Below are 19,258 nucleotides of genomic sequence, written 5' to 3'. Positions count from 1 at the left end.
TCAGCCCGCGCTGTCCACGACCTCGACATTGCCGGCGCGGTTAAGCGTATGAATGCCCGTGCGTGCCCATGCCGGACCCGCGCCGATCGGCCGGGGCGAGGCAAAACGGACATCGGACGCGTCGAGTCGCTCAAGCCGCATCAGCCCCAGACCACCGCCATAGGCCCTCGATCCGTTCTGCACCGGCAGCACCAGGGCATCGTCGTGGCGGATAAAGGCGCCGCCCGGCCGGGTGGCCGAATGATCGACGGCAATGGGATTGAGCGGATGGGCGACCCATGGCCCGCGCAGCGAGGGTGCGCAATAGACCGCCATCGTGTCCGACGCGCTGCCGTAGCCGAACCGCTCCGTTCCAACCAGCCAGAAGCGACCGTCGGATTCGAGCAGCGTCGCGTCGTTGAAATCCCTGTCCGCCATCAGCACGGTGTCGCGGACCCAGCGGTCGGGAAACTGCGCGGCGCGATAGAGCACAAGTTCGCGAGCCGAACCACTTTCGGGGATCATGAAAATCTCGCCATCGTGTGCGAACACCTGCGGATACGACAGGTGGTGCGCTTCCTCCAATACAACCCTTGGAACACCGAAAGTGCCATCGTCACCGAGCTCGGCGACGGAAATCACGCCGCGACTCGTCGCGTAGGGGAATTCCTCGACAAACAGATGATGGCGGCGGTCGGCCTCGAAGACGAACGGGTCGGCATAGAAGCGTTGGCCATCGTCCGGCAGGACTGTGAACGGTTTGCCGTCGAGTTGCCCGGTTTCGGCGATGCCTGGTCCGTCGATCACCCGATAGGCAACCTGCCAATAGAAGGGGCGTCGTCCCCGCCTGATTTTTTGCACGGCGCGATCGATCAAAGCCCTGCCGAAAAAGGGCACATAGTGTCGAACAAAACTGTCGTTCTTCAGGATCGGCACCGGGTTGTCGCTTACCGGCACAAGCTTGCCCGCAAAGAAGCGGGCGACGGTTTGCATGATCAGCGACATGGCGCCGGCGAGCAGGTCGTTGCAGCTTCGAGATAGCCAGAGCCTGTCTGCCAGCATCGGTCTAGCCTGGGCCACGACAACGCCATCGAGGCGAGCGCCAAGTTCAGGCAATTGTCCGCTCGCCAACATTGCGGCAACGCCGGCTGGAAAGCTGTTGCGACCGCAAAATTCGAGCCTCAGGACTGGCGCGTCTTGCCCCGTTGCGCTGGCAGTGAGATCTATGACGAGGTCCGGAGGGCCGCGATCGATGGGCGGCAACGGCTCGGACTGGCCCGCCAGCGAGGGACCGAAACGCCGGCTCTCGATCGCCAAGACAGTGTCCAGCCCCCGAGCGGTTGGCGCCGGCGCCGGCGCGTGGCAACTCGAGACCCCATAACCTGCCGCACCCAACCGCATGAAAAGCTCATTTTCCCAGCGCCGGGATGCGACGGCGTGGCCGATGATTAAAATATTAGTCAACCCAAGTTATTCTCGTTAAAGCAAAAAATGGCTTTGCTCTGGTATCTTTCCCCACAGTTCCTGGCAAGGGTTGCCCAAGGGGGGCTGCGGACTCTAGCGTTAATCATACGTTAATTTTTTTGAATACGAAGGCGGTTCAGGGCGCTATTGTTAGGCTGAAAGCACATGTCAGCCGGGCGCCCACGCTTTCGGTGACCAGGGTCAACCATGAACGCCGTTTCACATCCGAACTTGCCCTCAAGGCGAAAACTGCTGATCGTGTTCGGCACGAGGCCGGAGGCGCTCAAATGTTTTCCGGTGGCGCGGGCCGCGCTCGCCCATCCAGGCTTCACCACGGAAATATGTGTGACGGGCCAGCATCGCGAGATGGTCAATCAGGTCATTGAACTGACGGGCCTGCCGGTGCACTACGATCTCAACATCATGCAGCCAGGTCAGACGTTGTTCGACGTGACCTCGCGCGTGCTCCTCGGAATGGCGGGGGTGCTGGAGAAGGCGAAGCCGGACATCGTCGTCGTCCAGGGCGACACAACCACCGCGATGACCGCGGCTCTAGCTGCCTTCTACAAGCGGATTCCGGTTGCCCATATCGAGGCGGGATTGCGCAGCCACAACATCAACTCTCCCTTTCCGGAGGAACTGAACCGCAAGATTGCCGGCAACATCGCCACCTGGCATTTTGCGCCGACCACCGAGGCGCGCGACAATCTCATCGCCGAAGGAAAGGCTGCGAACACCATCTTCGTAACCGGCAATACCGTTATCGACACGCTGCTGCATTTCTCCAGCGAGATCGATGCCGACAAGCTGATGAACGCCAAGCTCGCCGCTCGTTTCCCCTTCATCGATCCGACCAAGAAAATGATACTCGTCACCGGTCATCGCCGTGAGAATTTCGATGGCGGCATCCAGAGAATCTGCACCGCGCTGAAGGCATTGTCGGCGCGCAGGGATGTGCAGATCATCTACCCGGTCCATCCCAACCCGAATGTGCGCTCCGTGGTCGAGGCCGAAATCGGGACGGTGCCGAACATCCACCTGATCGACCCGCAGGACTATTTGCCGTTCCTGTACCTGCAGAAACAGAGCTACCTGGTGTTGACCGACAGCGGCGGCGTGCAGGAAGAGGCGCCTTCACTCGGCAAGCCGGTGCTGGTGATGCGGGAAAACACGGAGCGACCCGAAGGGATCGCCGCTGGTACTGCCCGGCTGGTCGGCACCGATATCGAAAAAATTCTGGCCAATGCCAATAGCCTGCTCGATGATGAGAGCGTCTATCGCGGCATGGCGGAGAGGCACAATCCATACGGCAATGGCCAAGCTGCGAGCCGGATCGTTGAGGAATTGCTGAATCATGGCTGAAATCAAAACCGTTTCCGTTATCGGCATGGGCTATATCGGCCTGCCGACCTGTGCCATTTTTGCCAGCCGCGGACTCGATGTCATCGGTGTCGATATCAACGAGGCGGTGGTCGCGAAGGTCAACCGCGGCGAAATCCACATCATCGAACCGGACCTGGATGGTTTGATCCAGAAAGTCGTCGCCAATGGCAAGCTCAAGGCATTCAGTACGCCTCAGCCGGCCGATGCCTATATTATCGCCGTTCCAACTCCGATCACCCCGGACCGCAAGCCGGATGTCAGCTACGTGCTTGCGGCAGCGCGAAGCATCGCTCCGGTGCTAAAACGGGACGACCTGGTGGTGCTGGAATCAACATCGCCGGTCGGTACGACGCGTGTCATGACAGCGCTGCTCGCGGAACTGCGACCCGATCTCAAATTTCCCGTCGCACATGGCGAGGAAGCTGACGTCCTGGTCGCCTACTCTCCCGAGCGCGTGCTGCCGGGAAAGGTGCTGACCGAACTGATCAACAATGATCGCTCGATCGGCGGGCTGTCCCGAAAGTCTTCGGAGCGGACAGCGGCACTCTATTCAAGCTTCGTCGCCGGCGACCTGTTCATAACCCAGGCCGAAAGCGCGGAACTGGTTAAGCTGACCGAAAATGCGTTCCGCGATGTCAATATCGCCTTCGCCAATGAGCTTGCGGCGGTGTGCCAGGATCTGTCGCTCAACGTCTGGGAGGTAATCGATCTCGCCAACCGGCATCCTCGCGTGAACATCCTGCAGCCGAGCCCGGGCGTGGGCGGCCACTGCATTGCGATCGATCCGTATTTTATCATCGACGCCGCACCGAACAATACGCGGCTGATCAGTTCGGCACGGCGCATCAATTCCGAGCGACCCTTGTCGGTGGTCAGGGACATCGAGGCATTGCTCGACCCGACCCGCAAGCAGACGATCGCCTGTCTTGGCCTCAGCTTCAAACCCAATATCGACGATATGCGCGAGAGCCCGGCTGTCGAGGTTGTTAAGCTTCTGTCCAAGATTCCCAATATCAAGATCGTCGCTGCCGAGCCCAATGCGCGTCAGTTGCCACACGAGCTCGAGGGCAGCGGCGTCATGTTCACCGATGCACTTTCCGCTATTGACCAATCCGATATCGTCGTCCTGCTGGTCGACCATCGACAATTCAATCTGATCGATCCCGAAGCGCTCAAGGACAAGAAGCTCGTCGACACACGGGGCCTGTGGACCTGGCGCAAGGCGCGCAAGCCCGACGCCCGCATCGAAGGCAAGAAATCCGAAATGGAACGCTCGCAGTCTCTCGCTCGCACCGGAGAAGCGGCATGAACTCGCATGACCCGGCATGGGCGCAACACTCTCTATTGGCATCACGCCGCCGCGAGTTTCTCGGCGCGACCATCCATGCGCTGACCATGGCCGAGACGCTGGCCATCGCAGACGAGGCGATGGCGACGCGGCGGCCGCTTCATCATGTTGTCGTGAACGTCGCCAAGCTTGTGAACATGCGCAAGAATGCCGAACTGCGCGAGGATGTCGTCGGGGCGGATATGGTCAATGTCGACGGCAAAGGCGTGCTTTGGGGCGCGCGGCTCTGCGGCGTCGAGTTGCCGGAGCGTGTGACCGGCGTCGACGTCATGATCAACCTGCTTGCGCTGTGCGCCAGGCGTGGCTATCGCCCCTACCTTCTGGGCGCTGAACAGCACATTCTCGACGCAGTTGAAAGCCGACTTGCCAGAGATCATCCGAGCCTGGCCATTGCCGGCAGGCGCAATGGGTATTTCAAGGCGGACGAAGAGGCCGCGATCGTCGAGGCCATCAACGCTTCAGGTGCCGACTGCCTGTTTGTGGCGATGCCGACGCCGAGCAAGGAGCGCTTTCTCAAGCGCTATCGCGACGTACTCGCTCCGAGTTTCGTCATGGGCGTGGGCGGCAGCTTCGACGTCTATGGTGGAAAGGTCGCCCGGGCACCGAAACTGGTTCAGGCGGCCGGCCTGGAGTGGCTGTTCCGTGTGGCACAGGAGCCGCGACGCTTGTGGCGCCGCTACTACGATACCAACACCGCCTATGCACTGCTGCTGTGGCGTGAGTTCTGGTCTCGCCGGGGACGCCGAAACGTCAATCCGTAGGCTCGCGACTTTCAGACAAGCATGCCTCATTGCGCGGGATTTATGCGATCCGGAGCCGTGCCCTTAGCTTGCCGATGAACTGCGTCACGGCCGCGGGGTGAAACAACCAGGTCAGTCCCAGGAAAGCCGCAGCGCCGGCGACACCGCCCGCCGCGAGCGGAAAGATCGCCGGCATATTGCCCAGCGCAGTGCTGGCAAGGCTGGCGGCCAGTCCGGTGCAGATAGAAATGATGGCCGAGACAGCGATGTCGCGCCAGGGAACCGGCACCGGCGTGAGCCTCTCGGCGATGACGATGCAGGCTGCAAGACCTGCCAGCGATCCGCCCGCCAACGCCAACGCCGCGCCAACCTCCGCCATGGTGGGAATCAACAGAAAAGACAGTGAAATCGTTGCCACCGAGCCGAAGGAATTGGCGATGATCAGCAACCACGGCCGCTTATGTGCGTGCACCACGACGCCATAAACGAAGCTTGTAAGATTGGCACAAAGAACGCTGAAGGCGATGATCGGAAACAGCAGACCGAAGCGACCATGATATTCCGCGGGCAGCAGGAGTCGCGTGATGTCGCCGCTGAGCGCGATAAGCGTTGCTGCGACCGGCAGGCAAAGGCGTATCATCAAGGCCATGAGTTGCGACAACAACCGCCCGGACGCCTCGGATCCCTCTTCGTCGAAGCGGCTGACCACTTCTGGAAATGCGCCCATGTTGATTGCGTTGGCGACCATATCGATCGGCTGCCGAGCCAATGCGTAGGCGGCTGCGAAGACAGCCACCGCGCCGGCATCGTAGTAGAGCTTGAGGAAGACGCGTTCAGCGCTGTTGAGACCGAAACCGACCAGCGCCATGATGACGAGGGGCACGCCGAGGGCAAAAAACTCCTTGTGGGTGAAGCGCGGCGGGCCGCCAATAACGCGCCCGGATGCCACCACGCACGCCACGATGCCGGCAATCAGCACGGCGAGGCTCGAGCCGAGCGATACCGTCAGAAACGAGCGTTGGAAGATAAGGATGGCGGCGATCGGCAAGGCGAGTTGCAGCAGGCCGCGCAGATATTCAAGCATTGAATAGAGGGAATGACGCTGCTGCATTTGCAGCACCGTCAACGCAAACCGGCTGATGGAGCCGGCAATCAGATAGCTGCAGACGGCGATTGCAAATTCGATCCAGCGCTCCGGCACGATCACCGCCGAGGCGATCACGGATATGATCAGGGCCAGCACCGTGGTGGCAAGCAATACCTGTCCGGCAAGCATCAGGCTGCCACGGCTGACGTCGCCTTTTCCACCAAGCCGCAGCAAGGCAATGCGCAGCCAGTTGGTAACGGCAACATCCGTCATTTCGCCCACGGTGACCACCAGGGTCAGCAGGCCATACTCGGTCTGGTCGATCAGCCGCGTCATGACGACCAGCAGGAGCAGAGCGGAAACCCGCGTCAGCAGAATAGCGGGGCCATAGATGAGTGTGGAACGGAGCAGCAAAGGGTTGTCCCCGGAAAATTTGCCGTCGATTAACCGTTGACCGACGGGAATTCCAGCATGATGACGGCAAAGGGTGAACGGATACAGTTTGACCAAAAGATTTGTCGTAAACCTTTTTTGGAACCTTTGCTTTACGGTCACCCGGCATCCGCAATCCAAATGGTGTCATGTTGCAGCGTCTCGCCCACAATAGAAAAATACATGTCCTGGTCGCAACGCCCTCGGGCGTTTCGGGACAAGGCGGCATCGACCGGATCATGGGGGCGCTGAAGCAGGAGTTCGAACGGCAAGAGATCGCCGACATCGATCTGCGCTTTCTTTCCAGCCGTGGCCCGGGACATGTCGGGCTTTCGATCTTCTACATGCTTGGTTTTTGCGCGCGGATGCTTGCGGCCCGCCTCGACAGACGCGCCGACGTCATTCACATCAATATATCGGTCTCCGGCAGCACCTATCGCAAGATGATGATCGCCGCCTGCGCCAGGCTGTTGTCGATACCATATGTCCTTCATCTGCATGGGGCGCAGTATCAGACATTCTGGAAAGATGATCATAGTTTCATGAGCCGCCGTATCAGGGCTCTGTTCGAGCATGCCGGCCGGGTGATTGTCCTGGGCGGGCTTTGGCGCGATTTCGTCGCCAGCCGGGCACCGGCGAACGGCGGCAATATTGTCATCGTTCCCAACGCCACGGCAGTTCCTTCCCTGGCGCATGTCGGCGGAGGCGATCACGTGCACATCCTGTTCCTCGGCCGCATCGGCGAGCGAAAGGGCGTGCCGCAGTTGGGCGAGGCGCTGGAGCGGATGAAACATCTCAGGGGTTGGCGTGCCACGATCGCCGGCGATGGTGAGGTCGAGCCGGCACGAGCCAGGTCGGTCGCTCTAGGGATTGCCGACCGTATTGCTTTTCCGGGCTGGGTGGGACCTGACGAGGTCGCATCACTGATCGCTTCGGCCGATATTCTGGTGCTCCCCTCGTTCGCCGAAAATCTGCCAATGTCGGTGATCGAAGGCATGGCGGCCGGCCTGGCTGTCGTGGCCACCCCGGTTGGCGCGGTCGAGGACATCATCACCCACGAACAATCCGGTCTGTTGGTGCCGCCCGGCGATGTGGCGGCGTTGACCGAGGCGTTAACTCGGCTGGTCGAGGATACGGCGCTGCGCGCGAGGCTTGGCGCCGCCGCCATGGCGGTGCACCGGGAAAGGCTTGAGCTTGCACCGTTTGTCGACGCGATCTGCGATGTCTGGAGATCGGTCGCGTCCGAGGCTCGATCGGTCAAACGCTGACGCTGTCCTTCATTGTCGTCACTGCGGCGGGCCAAGCGCGAATTCGCGGTGGAATATCTCCAGGTTCAAAAGCGCCCATATCAGTTTTTCGTGGTCCGCGGCGCGCTCGGCGTGCTCCGTGACAATCTGGTCCAGCTTCTTGGCGCTCAAATAGCTACGGATGACCGAATGGGACGAACACAGATGGTCTCGTACATAATCGCTCATCGGCCCGCGGAACCATTCGGCGACGGGCACCTTGAAGCCGATCTTTGGGCGGTTGAGGACCTCGTCGGGAACCATGCCGGCCAAGCAGTCGCGCAGGATCTGTTTGCTGTGCAGGAGGCCCAGCCTGTAACGATCGGGCAGTTGGCTGACGAAGGAAACCAGATCGCGATCAAGGAATGGCATTCGCCCCTCGATTGAACCGGCCATCATCACCCGGTCGCCCCGTTCCAAGAGGTTGTCGGGCAACCACGATGTCTGATCAAAAAACAACACACGGCGCAGATGGGATTCCGTCACACTCGAAGAGAACGGGAAATCGTTGCAGTCATGGCCGCAAGTGGCCAACCCACCGAGGAGCGAATCGCGTTCCCGCGCCGTCATGGCTCCAAACCAGGAGATCATCCGGGTGGCAAAGTCCCGTTCACCCGCGCTTCGGGCAAATGTATCGAACTTGGCCGATGCGCCGGGCAATGCGCGCATCAAAGGGGCGAGGAGATTGTTGTGAAGCGACGCTGGAACAAGTGACCGGTAGACACCCGCCAGAGACTCTGCGCGATGTTTGGGGTAGCCGCCGAGAATCTCGTCCGCCCCTTCGCCCGTAAGCACCATCTTGACGTCCTGCGAGGCTCGAACCGACATCAGGTAAATTGGAATGTCCGTACTTTGTGAAACAGGTGCCCCCCGATGGCGGACCATCTTGGGCAGATGATTCATCAGGTCATCCGCCTGGATGACGATTTCGCAATGATCGGTCTTGAAATGATCGGCGACGCGCCGGGCGAATGGAAGCTCGCTGTAAGCCTGTTCGCTGAAACCGACCGAAAACGTACGAATGGGGTTGTCGCTGTGCCTGGTCATCAGGGCAACGATTGCCGACGAGTCGAGCCCCCCGGATAGAAAGGCGCCAAACGGCGCATCACTGCGCATCCTGATCTCGACAGAACGGTCGAGCAATTCCAGAAATCGTCGCTTGGCGGTTCCTGGATCGATATCCGCTGTCAGATCGGTCTGATCCGGGGGCGCATAATAGCGCGTTTCCGTTACTTCCCCTTGCGACCACACAGCGTAGCTTCCCGGGTTGAGCTTGCGGATCTGTTTGAAAAGCGTCCGCGGTCCAGGCACGTAACGCCAGGTCAGATACTCGCGCACTCCATCCAGATCGAGCTGCTGGCCATCTGGCTGCGCAGACAACAACGCGCTGATCTCCGAGGCAAACGACAGCAAATTTCTGCCTTGCATGAGGTAAAGGGGTTTTTTTCCAAAGGGGTCGCGGGCGAGGATCAATTCGCGCCGTTGAGCGTCCCACAGCGCAAAAGCGAACATCCCGCTCAACCGGTCGAACATGGCCAGGCGCCACTGGTCATAAGCCCTGAGCAGCACTTCCGTGTCGGAGCGTGTGCGAAAACGGTGACCGAGACCGATCAACTCCTCACGCAGCTCGATGTAGTTGTATATTTCGCCGTTGAAAATAATCCGGAGCCGTCCGTCCTCGGTCTGCATCGGCTGATTTGAATCGGCGTTTAAGTCAATAATCGCCAGGCGGCGATGCACCAATGCCAACTGGTCCTCGCCTGTGTTCAGGTCCAGGAGTTCGATGCCTTCGGCATCGGGACCACGATGCTGCAAGGCATTCGACATCCCGGCGGCCCGATCTTGTGGCTTCTCGACCCTGCGCCCAATCCAGCCGGCAATTCCGCACATTCTTTCCCTTGGCCCTCTTTCCCTTGTTTGCGTATGATCGAGGACACCAATCTACAGCGAATATATTAAATAGCTGCTCGGTGGAGTGATTTTAAAACTGAGCCTGATTTGGTTCGATCAGGCCCTCTCGGCTGCAACTGGAGACGACAGTCCTTGGGTTTCACGCGATTGATCGCCAGCAACCAGGCAGACCGCTCGAACCGATCCTGACCCGATGACGAGTTATGGCAGGCCCAGTGCCCGCAACATCTCCCGGTCCGGGATCGCAGGCCCCTTGGGTTGGATAACACTCATTCCGTAAGGATTGGAGAATTCCCAGGCCGACCACGGCATCGCGAAGCGTTCCGCCTCTCTGCGCACTGCGATGAGATAGCGCAGGCGATCAGCATCGAAAGCTCCCATGCGGCCATCCGCAGACATCAGGATAACGCCGAATTCGCCCACGAACAGGCGTCGGCTCGCTATGCCATGGGCTTCAGCCCAGTCGACCGCCTGACGGAAACCCGCTTCGAGCTGGCTCTGCCCCCAATTCTGCTCAAAGTATCGGGCGATCGTTTCACGCGCCGAGGCCATGTTCATCACCTCTTCGATCTGGCTCAAGCCGGCGGCGTCCATCTGCGCCTTGAGGGTTTCGGCGACCACTTCGGGCGTGCTGGCGTCGGCAGGCCAGGGAAGGCCGGAGGAGAAAGCGTTCTTGTCATCGGCCCGCTGGTGCGTGAAGCTGTGCGGATCATACATGTGGAAACTGTAATAGACGTTGGGGTCGTCGAAGTTGGGGTCCAGGTTGACCAGTCCCGCGATGCTCCCGCCGCAGGCGCCGGTCGCGACGATGGTGAGTTCGCTGCTGACGGCGCGAATATCGCGAACCGTGCCTGCCATGATCCGCTGCCAGTCATCGCTGCCGCTTGAATCGCAAGGGTAGTAGGCGGGCTCGTTATAGGGCTCGAGGGCGACCTTGTCGGCGCCAATTTTGATCAGCATGGCAGCCACCGCCACTACCATTTTGCGATAGCGGGCAACACCCTCGCTGTCGGCCCCGCCATAGATCATTTCCATGCTGTAGGCCGGAACCTGGCTGACGCCATGCAGATCGAAAACCACCTTGAGCCCGCTTGAAACCACCCGCTGCACCGCAGCGGCAAGCATGTCCAGCGCCTGTTGTCGTTTGGCGCCCTCGCTGGCAAGCAGAGGGCCAGGGTCGACACTCAGCCGGACAAAGTCGAAGCCCATGGATCGAATGCGATCAAACTGGTCGCCGTCCGGCCAATCGGTGAGCGGCCTGCCGCCCGCAAGCCATTCCTTCTCGCTGCGATAGGGCGGCCATTTGTAGGAACCATCTTTCTCCACCGGCGACCAGTTGAGCCATTCATGGACGCCAACGCCGCGCTCAAGCGGGATCGGCGCCGCCTCGGCTGACAAAGCCATGCCAAGCGCGCACGCTATGACGTAGACCACTTTTCTCATCGCAAAACTCCGCGTCATGGCCGAAGATATTAACCGCGGGAACGGAAAAGAGGATGCCGCCACACGCTTTTTCGACGGGATGGTGTATGAGGATCAAAATCTTGGCGGAGCGCGGATGAGGGTCGGGTGGTATTTCAACCGATTGCGCAGCATGGAGTTGGCCGAGATATTGCATCGGTTGGACGAGCAGCGCCGGAGGACCGTTTCGCGCCGCCGCGACAACGGCTGGCAGCGCTATGCGTCGCCGCAGTTGCACCCGGTGCTGCACGGATTGCGGAATGCTGTGCCGGCCGCTGCGACACCAGCCCAGCGGCAAGCTATCGAGGCGGCTGCGCAAAACACTCTTCGGGGCCAGTTTTCAGCACTTGGGCAGACCTGGCCACAGCGAGACCCCTATACTCTCTTTCCACCCGAGCTCTGGCGCCTTGATCCGGTGACCGGCCGGCTTTGGCCAGGCCCCAAGACCCATACTTTCGATATCGATTTTCGCCATGCCACCGGCCGTGGCGATGTAAAATATGTCTGGGAAATCAACCGGCTGCAGCAACTGCCGCCACTGGCTGCCCATCTGCTTCTCACCGGCGATGATCAATCCCGTGCGGCCATCGAGGCGGCGATCGAGAGCTGGCATTTCGCCAACCCACCATTTCGGGGCGTTGGCTGGGCCTCGGGCATCGAGGTCGCGCTACGAGCCATCAGCCTGATTGTCACGCTCGACCTCGTCGGCGACCGGCTTGGCGCGGCGACGCGAGAAAAAGTCGGTGAAATACTGGCGGCAAGCGCCTATTGGCTGCCGCGGTTTCCCTCCCGTTTTTCGTCCGCCAACAACCATCTCGTCGCGGAATTGGCTGGCGAATATTTGATCGGTCTGGCTTTCGGGGCCGAGGTGGCTCGCGAGTCGCTCCTGGCTGAGGTGCTCAAACAGATCCTGGCCGATGGCGCCGGGGCCGAGCAGACCCCGACCTACGCCGCCTTCAGTGCCGAACTTTTCCTGCTGTGCGCTGCGGCGGCGCGCCAGGCCGGACTGCCTTTTCCCCAGCCCGTCGAAGCGCGTTTGGCCGCTTTCGCCAATTTCGCAGGCTGGCTCCCGCCGAAAACCAGCGGCTTCGGCGACAATGATGAAGGCCGCGTGATCACGCTGGGGGGCGAAACCGATTATGTCGGATCGGTCGCGGCCGCCATCCGTGGTTTTCTACGGATGCCGGGCAGCGCACCGGAGCCTGGCGATTTTCGTGCGCTTTTCTTCGGCGCGCCACCGCGGCCGGCGCCGGTGCCGAATGGATTGCATACATTCACGCAAGGCGGGCTCTCCGTCTGGCGCGGCGAGATGAATGGTCGCAACGTCCATCTGACATACGACCACGGCCCGCTGGGCTACCTTTCGATAGCGGCGCACGGTCATGCCGACGCGCTGTCGCTCACCCTGTGCATTGACGGCGATCCGGTGCTGGTCGACCCCGGCACATGGCTCTATGGTTCGGGGGGAGGCTGGCGCGACTGGTTCCGCTCGACGCCGGCGCACAACACGCTGAACCTAGAGGGTAAAAGCCAAAGCATCATCTCCGGGGCGTTCAACTGGTCGCACAAGGCGGTTGCGACATTGGTGGAGAGCGAGCCGGGGCCGCACTGGAGGCTGTGTGCCCGACATGACGGGTACAAAGGCCGCTTCGGCGTTGTGCATCAACGCGCCGTGACACGCGATGGCGACGGCATCCTCGTGACCGACCAACTGCTCGGCGGCAGCCGCGTCGCTGAGATCGTCTTCCAACTCGCCGCCGACCTCCACGCCAACAGGGATGGAAACATTGTCACGATATTGCGCGGCGCTGAACCTTTGATGACTATCCACTTTCCAGACGCAGCGATCCACATCCGTTCCGGCGGCGACACACCGGGCCAGGGCGGCTGGGTTTCGCCGCGTTTTGGTGCAAGGCAGCCAGCCGAACGCCTCGCATGGCGTGGCCAAGTAGGCGAAAAGGGAGTAGTCATCCGGCTCGCGCCAAGTCCGCCGCAGACCCGATAACGGGCAGGTTGCAGGCGCAGCGTTCGACATTAATTACGTTCAGATATTTAGCGGTTTTGACACCGTTGATCTGCTAATTTGGCCATGATTGTTCTGCCAGTCGCATCCCGATACACAGTTGCGGGCAGCATATGATGGGCCTGGCAATATGTGCTTCGCGACGAGCCGGATCACCATTTCACCACCTAGGAGCCACTGCATCGATGTTTTCGGAATTCGCCAGAGTGATCGTGGAAAAACTCTCACACATCGATCTGCTGACACTCGGTCTCCTGTTGCTCACGGCGCTGGGGAGCGCGGTGGTCGCCTACTGGCGAACGGTCGAACAGAAATCCTTCCGGGACTTTTTCGACTTCGCCTTTCCCGCGGAAGTCATCATGCACCCATCGGCGCGAGCGGACGCATTGTTCTGGATCACGAAAAGGCTGGTGATGCCCTTCCTGCTCATTCCCGCCGGTGTCACCTTCGTTGCCGCCACGGGATATGCAACAAACCAGGCAGTCGGCTGGCTCTTCAGCATCTCGCAACCGCTGATACCCGGCCCCGCCGGCCCAGTGACGATCATCCTCTTCACCGCAACCATGCTCGTTGCTTACGATATCTCCTACTACCTATATCACGTTGCCCAGCACCGTTTCCCGTTCCTGTGGGAATTGCACAAGGTGCATCATTCGGCCGAAGTGATGGTTGGGATCACCAAGGACCGGGTTCACCCCCTGGACGATCTGATGAACCGGATCTGGGACGGCGTCATACCGGGGATCAGTTTCGGCTTGTGGAGCCTGATTGCGCTTGATCCGGTCGAGATCGCCATATTTGGCATCAACGTCTATGTCATTCGCAACATTCTCATGATGGACTTTGTTCGCCACACGCATCTGAAGATTTCCTTCGGCCGGTTGAACGGCGTCATCTTGTGTCCGCACTGGCACCAGGTGCATCACAGTGTCGACCCTCGCCACTACGACAAGAATTTCGGGCTGCTTTTTTCATTCTGGGATCGCATATTCGGAACGCAGTTCATCCCGGATCCGGACGAAGACCTCAAGTTTGGACTGATAGATCGCGACGTACGCGACTATCAGTCGCTTTTCGGACTTTACGTGCTGCCGCTCAAGAAAATGGCAAACCATATCATGCGACTCTTTCAAAAGCGCATCGATGTCGCGCAGCCGCAGGACCGTCTCCAACCATGAACAAAATGGCTTCGATTGACGCTGTTGGTGCGGAGCGACTGGAAATCGTCAGTTCGACGGATCGCCTGGCCGCCATCGAAGCCGAATGGGTAGACCTATGGCATCGTACCCATGCACTGATCTTTCAGAGCCATGCCTGGGTTTCGGCATGGTGGAGCACCGTGCGTGACCGCGACCGGCGCTCGCTGCGGATCGGCCTGGTATGGAGCGATGACAGGCTGGTCGCTGTCATTCCCCTGGCGATCGGCAGACGAAAAGGACTTCGGCTCCTCGAATGGGCCGCCAATAGCTATACGGACTATGGTGATATTCTTGTCGCGCCGGAATGCTCCCTATCGGCCCTCCAGAACCTCTGGAACCGGATCTGTTCGGCGGGTGGCTTCGATCTTGCTTTTATCAATCGTCTGTCGCCGGATGCGGCAGCCCGCAGGATTTTTACACCGGGCTCTTCCAGCGGCGTCAAGCTTCGCGCCAATCACCGGGAGGAAGTCAGTTATCGCGTCGCTGGACAGTGGGCCAGCGGAGCAGCATGGCTGGCGGACCAGCCGAAAAAGATGCGCCAGAACTATCGGCGCGGCATCAAGATACTGGAAGAAACAGGCGAAGTGAAATTCCGCCTCCTGTCGGCCGACGAGCCGCTGCAGCCATTGCTGGAGCGACTGTCGGCGCTGAAGCGCAGATGGCTGGAAAAGCACACGCGTGAATCCGACCTTTTCGAAGAGGGCGAGCCGGTTCTTGCCGCCCTGGTGGACGCGCTGTCACGCGCCGGTGTGCTGCGCATTTTCGTACTTGAATGCAATGGTGCGATGGTCGCGGTTTCCATCAACATCGTCCAGCACAACGTCATGATGGCATTCGTTACCACCTACGACCCTGACTTTAGCCGAGCGTCGCCGGGTGCGGTCCTGATTACGGAGTATATACAGTGGTCGTTTGATCACGGCTTGGGATTGGTCGATTTCCTCTGTGGCGGAGAGGCCTTCAAACATAGGTTTGCAACACAGGCCGTTACCCTCCAATCCGTTCTTGGGGCACGCACTGTGCAGGGCGCGCTCGCTTCTCTCGCTGATCGTATCTGTCAGACGATCCGCGTAGGCTCACGCGGATTGGCGTCGGCGAATCCAGAGCGCCCGCCCGATGAGACTGCTTAATTTAGCTGGATAACTTGGGCATAAGCCGCCGAGCGTTGAGGGCTGGCGTGCGACATGGGCGCGCCATTCGAAAATCCGCGTCGATTGCGCCTCGGAATCGGGACCGAATGGGTCCGCAGGTGCAGACTTCAATTCCCGCAAATCACGTCTCTCGAGGCGCAGTTTGTCGTCTGCGAAGCGTTGCAACACGTTCGTTGGCGTCACAACGGTAGCAGGCTAGGTCCTGAGAATCATTGAAGATTTTTTCGGACAGGGCGCTACCATAGGTCGGCGTTTTTACTATGATTTCAGTAGCTTAGGTAGGCTGGTAGCGGGAGAGCGCTACCGCCTTTCCCCCCACTCGGAGACCATGCGATATTTTCTACAGTGTCGGGCGTAGTGGGCCCTTCTCGGTGCTGCAAAGACCGGTAGGCAAAGGGAGAGTCTGACCCGGAAGCTATCCACGATGCGAACGGCAGCTTTGCGCCCCATATCAGACATTCCTGCCGTCCCGTCCTGCACCCAAAAGCCGACATCGCTAAATCCAGGGCACAGCCAGCTTTGCGCCAATCATCGTCGGACCGATGCAAGGCGGCAGTTCGCAGAGCATTGCGAAATGAGGCGAACTGGTGCGTGCTTGATACGAAGGTTGGGGCAGGCGATTTGAATCTAAGATGGTCGAGCAGTTCCTCGGGAGTTGGCATGCGACCGAGTCTATCCCCGCATAATACGATAGACAGTTGCATCACCCTCCACACCCCGAAGAGGCGCTTCAAACGCCTCGACGCGATGGCCGGCAAGCATTTCGCTAACCCCGGGCGCGGAATAGAGCGCTTCGGAAATGCAGATCTGTCCGGCTTCTGCTAGGGACTGCACGCGCGCGGCGACATTCACGGTCTGACCGAAGTAGTCGAGGTTGTCGTTGAGCGTCACGGCGATCGATGGGCCACAATGGGCTCCGATCTTCAGAATGATCCCCGGCCCGTCATGGTCGCCGTTGAAGCGATCGATTTCTTCAAAGATGTGGAGTGCAGCCGAAATCGCATCCGACGGCTGCGAGAATACAGCCATCACCGCATCGCCAATCGTCTTGACCACCGCGCCGCAATGTTGCTGAACCGCCGCGTTGACCAGAGCGAAATGCTCGCGGACCAAAGCATAGGCGTTGAGGTCACCAAGGCGCTCATACATGGCGGTCGAACCCTTGAGGTCCGTGAACAGGAAGGTGATCTGCCGGATACCGAGCCCCTCATTCTCGTCGACGCGTTCGGACCGGAAGAGCTGGCGGAAGGTTTGCCGTGCAAGCAGCGCTCCACCGGAAACATAAGGATCGAAATCGAGGGCCGGCTTGGTCGTCAACGCGACAAGCTCGGGCGGCCAGTTGATGACAAGCAGCGAACCACGCGCTGGCCCCCTATTTGCTACCTCTATAACGATCGGACCGGGTGGCACGGCGGGCAATGCCGGCAGGAAGCGTTTGCCGTCATAATCGATCTTCAGAACTGTGGGTGCCGACACCGGATCGCCTGATATTGGCACGGCGAATGCAGCCTGCGTCCGGACGTTGACTCCCGAAAGGGCGCCTAGTCCCAAGTCAGTGCGGAGCACTGTGATGGTGCCGGGCTGCAGAAACGTCATGCCCCGAACCAAGCCACGCAGAACGTCAAGAAAGCGAACGTCTTGCCCCGGTAGCCGCCCGTCATGTCCGAAGTGGAGCTTCCAGTGAAAATCCTCGACGGAAAGCGTCTGGGGATCGTGGTGCGGCAGGCGCCGTAACTTCGACGATACCGAGAAGGTGACCTCGATGAAGTCGTCTAGGTCGGTGTCGCCCGATACATCGCACAAGCCACAGACATAGTGGGTCTTCAGCGTGCGCAAGGCGCCGAAACTATCGAGCACCATCCCAGACTGGGGGCACAGCACATCCCAGCTCATGTCGAATAAGCCACAGCGGGCGGCATGAAGGAAGAGGTCGATCGCTTCAGGTTCGGCGATTGCGCGGTCGCGGGCGAAGGCCAGCGGATTGACACGATAGAGCGCCTGATCGTCGGCGCTCCTGATCAGTGTCTCGAATTTCGAGATGACGCGTGGGCTCCAGACTCGCGCCTGCTCTACTTTGGTCATCCTGCTTTCGAGAAGACGATCGTCGACTACCGTCACATCGGACCCTCAACCTTGCCGCCTTGCCGTGCGACAGCCTACTAAAAAACCAGCGCGATGCGAATGGATTGCCATCGAAAGCGTCTGCCGGCACAGCTGAGATGCTTATGCTCCTACTCGTCTAACCGACCATCCAAGGCATATCGATCGCCCCGAGCGATACAACGATCCCGAGGACCACCAAAGCAATGCCCAAACTACCTTCGAAGCGGCGGCCACGGGGCAGCAGCTTCTCGACGAAGACGAGCAGCGTCAAAAGCAACATCCAGGCGACGCTCATGACGCCGGTCGCGACCAGCACGGCAAACAGCGCCCAGCAGCAGCCAAAGCAATAGAGACCGTGGCGCAGCCCCATCTTGAGCGCGCCAACACGCCCGTCGCGCCAGTGCTGCGCAACGAAAGCGAGCGGCGAACGGCAATGGCTGAGGCAAATGTGCTTGAGGGTCGTGAATTGATAGAGCCCGGCGACGCCAAGCGTGGCACCGAGCGCGAGCGGTGCCCATTTCGCACGCTGGGGCGGATCGAGGCTCGTTGCAACGTCGCTACCGAACTGGACCAGGACATATACGACAAGGCCCGCCCCCGCCCAGACGAGCAGATAGCCCGCGACGAAGGTCCACGTCGGGATGGCCACATGTTGTTCGCGCCTAGCCTGCGCCGCCGCGAACATAAATATCATGGGCGCCGCGGCTGGCAGCATCATAGCCGCCATCATCACGGTCCACACAGCGAGAAAAGCGGCGGCGCCGGCAAATGACCAGTCGTCGGCGGCAATTCCGGCCATCGCCATGCCAGCCATGCCTTCCATACCCTCCATACCGCCGCGCGCGGCAATGCCCATGGGCATATCCATGCTGAATGTCTGGTAGAGGGTGAGCGTCCACGCCGCTGCCGTCAGCACGACGAGCGATGCGAGAAGGCCGAGCGGGATGCCGCGCAGATTCCGGGTGAACCGCCGCGATTTCCTGGGGAACGCGTCAGCCATTGTCACGCCCTAGTTCGGGCCGGTCCAGTCGAACGGAATGTGCTTGCTCGAGCGGGCCGTGCCAGTCCAGTCGAGCCCGAAGCCCTTGGTGCTCACCTCGACAGAACGCCCCCAGGTGGCAACCTGGCCCGGGCCGACCTCCGAACCCGGCGGGTTGATCGTCTGCACTCGCTTGCCGGGCGGGGTGGTGGGACCGGAAAGCGCCTCTGCGCGTCCAACGACGAGACCAGGAATTTCGACCCGCCAGGTGGCCAGGTCGCCCGCCACCTCGAAAGTGATCGGCACGAACTCCATGCCACGCATCTCCCCGATATTGGCGGCAAAACCCGCTGGCCAGCCGCCGGCGTGGCCGCCGAAGATCACCTGCAGGGCTTCGCGCTGCTGCTCATCAGCCTTCTCGTCCAGATACATGCCCATCACGGCCTTTGCCTCGCCGGCCCACAGATTGCCTTCAAACTCGCCGAGCGCCACCAGCGTCAGGCCGTCGAGCTTCACGCCGCCATACTGACCCTCGCGCACATGCCAGGCGAGCACGCCCTGGCAGTGATTGCCGGTTGGCCGCTGGGCGAACTCGCAAGGGCAAGGGATGTCGCAGCTGCAGATGTCGAACCAGTCGCCTGCGAGCCGCCATTGAGGCACTGCATTCATGGCTCATCCTCCGGAGATTGGGCCTAGTTATACGCCGAAGATT

Annotated in this window: 14 protein-coding genes; 7 read left to right on the top strand and 7 right to left on the bottom strand. The window is 60.3% G+C overall.

The window, feature by feature from the left end; all coding sequences use genetic code 11:
- Positions 1-1,041: a hypothetical protein gene (locus tag X771_RS0133190; RefSeq protein WP_023686303.1), complete on the bottom strand. Its 1,041-nt coding sequence runs from the start codon at positions 1,039-1,041 to the stop codon at positions 1-3.
- A gap of 609 nt (positions 1,042-1,650) precedes the next feature.
- Between X771_RS0133190 and wecB the strand changes: the two genes are divergently transcribed.
- From wecB to X771_RS163280, 3 genes are read left to right on the top strand one after another with little or no spacing between them, the layout of a single operon-like run.
- Entirely contained in the window at positions 1,651-2,805 is a 1,155-nt protein-coding gene (gene wecB, locus X771_RS163270; RefSeq protein WP_023686302.1) for a UDP-N-acetylglucosamine 2-epimerase (non-hydrolyzing), read from the top strand.
- The gene (gene wecC / locus X771_RS163275) at positions 2,798-4,135 is read left to right on the top strand and encodes a UDP-N-acetyl-D-mannosamine dehydrogenase (protein ID WP_023686301.1); all 1,338 of its coding nucleotides are present in this window, start codon (positions 2,798-2,800) and stop codon (positions 4,133-4,135) included. Before wecB ends, wecC begins: the two co-directional genes overlap by 8 nt.
- Positions 4,132-4,935, top strand: a complete 804-nt coding sequence (locus X771_RS163280; RefSeq protein WP_031195422.1) for a WecB/TagA/CpsF family glycosyltransferase — start codon at positions 4,132-4,134, stop codon at positions 4,933-4,935. The genes wecC and X771_RS163280 overlap by 4 nt, the downstream gene beginning before the upstream one ends.
- Before the next feature lie 40 nt (positions 4,936-4,975).
- Here X771_RS163280 and X771_RS163285 read toward each other — a convergent pair whose 3' ends face one another.
- The gene (locus X771_RS163285) at positions 4,976-6,556 is read right to left on the bottom strand and encodes a lipopolysaccharide biosynthesis protein (RefSeq protein WP_245262505.1); all 1,581 of its coding nucleotides are present in this window, start codon (positions 6,554-6,556) and stop codon (positions 4,976-4,978) included.
- Positions 6,557-6,582: 26 nt separating this feature from the next.
- On the opposite strand from X771_RS163285, the gene X771_RS163290 reads away from it, so the two are divergent.
- The gene (locus tag X771_RS163290) at positions 6,583-7,701 is read left to right on the top strand and encodes a glycosyltransferase family 4 protein (RefSeq protein WP_023671802.1); all 1,119 of its coding nucleotides are present in this window, start codon (positions 6,583-6,585) and stop codon (positions 7,699-7,701) included.
- Between the two features lie 18 nt (positions 7,702-7,719).
- Here X771_RS163290 and asnB read toward each other — a convergent pair whose 3' ends face one another.
- The gene (asnB, locus tag X771_RS163295) at positions 7,720-9,609 is read right to left on the bottom strand and encodes an asparagine synthase (glutamine-hydrolyzing) (protein WP_023686298.1); all 1,890 of its coding nucleotides are present in this window, start codon (positions 9,607-9,609) and stop codon (positions 7,720-7,722) included.
- 222 nt (positions 9,610-9,831) lie between these two features.
- The gene (locus tag X771_RS163300; RefSeq protein WP_023686297.1) at positions 9,832-11,073 is read right to left on the bottom strand and encodes a cellulase family glycosylhydrolase; all 1,242 of its coding nucleotides are present in this window, start codon (positions 11,071-11,073) and stop codon (positions 9,832-9,834) included.
- Positions 11,074-11,089: 16 nt separating this feature from the next.
- Between X771_RS163300 and X771_RS163305 the strand changes: the two genes are divergently transcribed.
- The 3 genes from X771_RS163305 (at position 11,090) to X771_RS163315 (ending at position 15,443) form a co-directional block, all read left to right on the top strand.
- Positions 11,090-13,096, top strand: a complete 2,007-nt coding sequence (locus tag X771_RS163305) for a heparinase II/III-family protein (protein ID WP_023671805.1) — start codon at positions 11,090-11,092, stop codon at positions 13,094-13,096.
- Positions 13,097-13,299: 203 nt separating this feature from the next.
- Positions 13,300-14,292: a sterol desaturase family protein gene (locus X771_RS163310; RefSeq protein WP_023686296.1), complete on the top strand. Its 993-nt coding sequence runs from the start codon at positions 13,300-13,302 to the stop codon at positions 14,290-14,292.
- The gene (locus tag X771_RS163315) at positions 14,289-15,443 is read left to right on the top strand and encodes a GNAT family N-acetyltransferase (RefSeq protein ID WP_023686295.1); all 1,155 of its coding nucleotides are present in this window, start codon (positions 14,289-14,291) and stop codon (positions 15,441-15,443) included. Before X771_RS163310 ends, X771_RS163315 begins: the two co-directional genes overlap by 4 nt.
- 693 nt (positions 15,444-16,136) lie before the next feature.
- Here X771_RS163315 and X771_RS163320 read toward each other — a convergent pair.
- The 3 genes from X771_RS163320 to X771_RS163330 all read right to left on the bottom strand — a co-directional run bounded on the left by X771_RS163320 (position 16,137) and on the right by X771_RS163330 (position 19,215).
- Entirely contained in the window at positions 16,137-17,582 is a 1,446-nt protein-coding gene (locus X771_RS163320) for an adenylate/guanylate cyclase domain-containing protein (RefSeq protein ID WP_023686294.1), read from the bottom strand.
- Between the two features lie 121 nt (positions 17,583-17,703).
- Positions 17,704-18,567 (bottom strand): DUF2182 domain-containing protein, encoded by an 864-nt coding sequence (locus tag X771_RS163325; protein ID WP_245261700.1) that lies wholly within the window; start codon positions 18,565-18,567, stop codon positions 17,704-17,706.
- A gap of 9 nt (positions 18,568-18,576) precedes the next feature.
- On the bottom strand, positions 18,577-19,215 hold the full coding sequence (locus tag X771_RS163330) for a DUF1326 domain-containing protein (RefSeq protein ID WP_023683386.1): 639 nt from the start codon (positions 19,213-19,215) through the stop codon (positions 18,577-18,579).
- Between the last annotated feature and the right edge of the window lie 43 nt (positions 19,216-19,258).

The sequence above is a fragment of the Mesorhizobium sp. LSJC269B00 genome (assembly GCF_000502815.1).
Taxonomy (GTDB): domain Bacteria; phylum Pseudomonadota; class Alphaproteobacteria; order Rhizobiales; family Rhizobiaceae; genus Mesorhizobium.
This window is presented reverse-complemented; position numbering and strand designations above follow the sequence as displayed.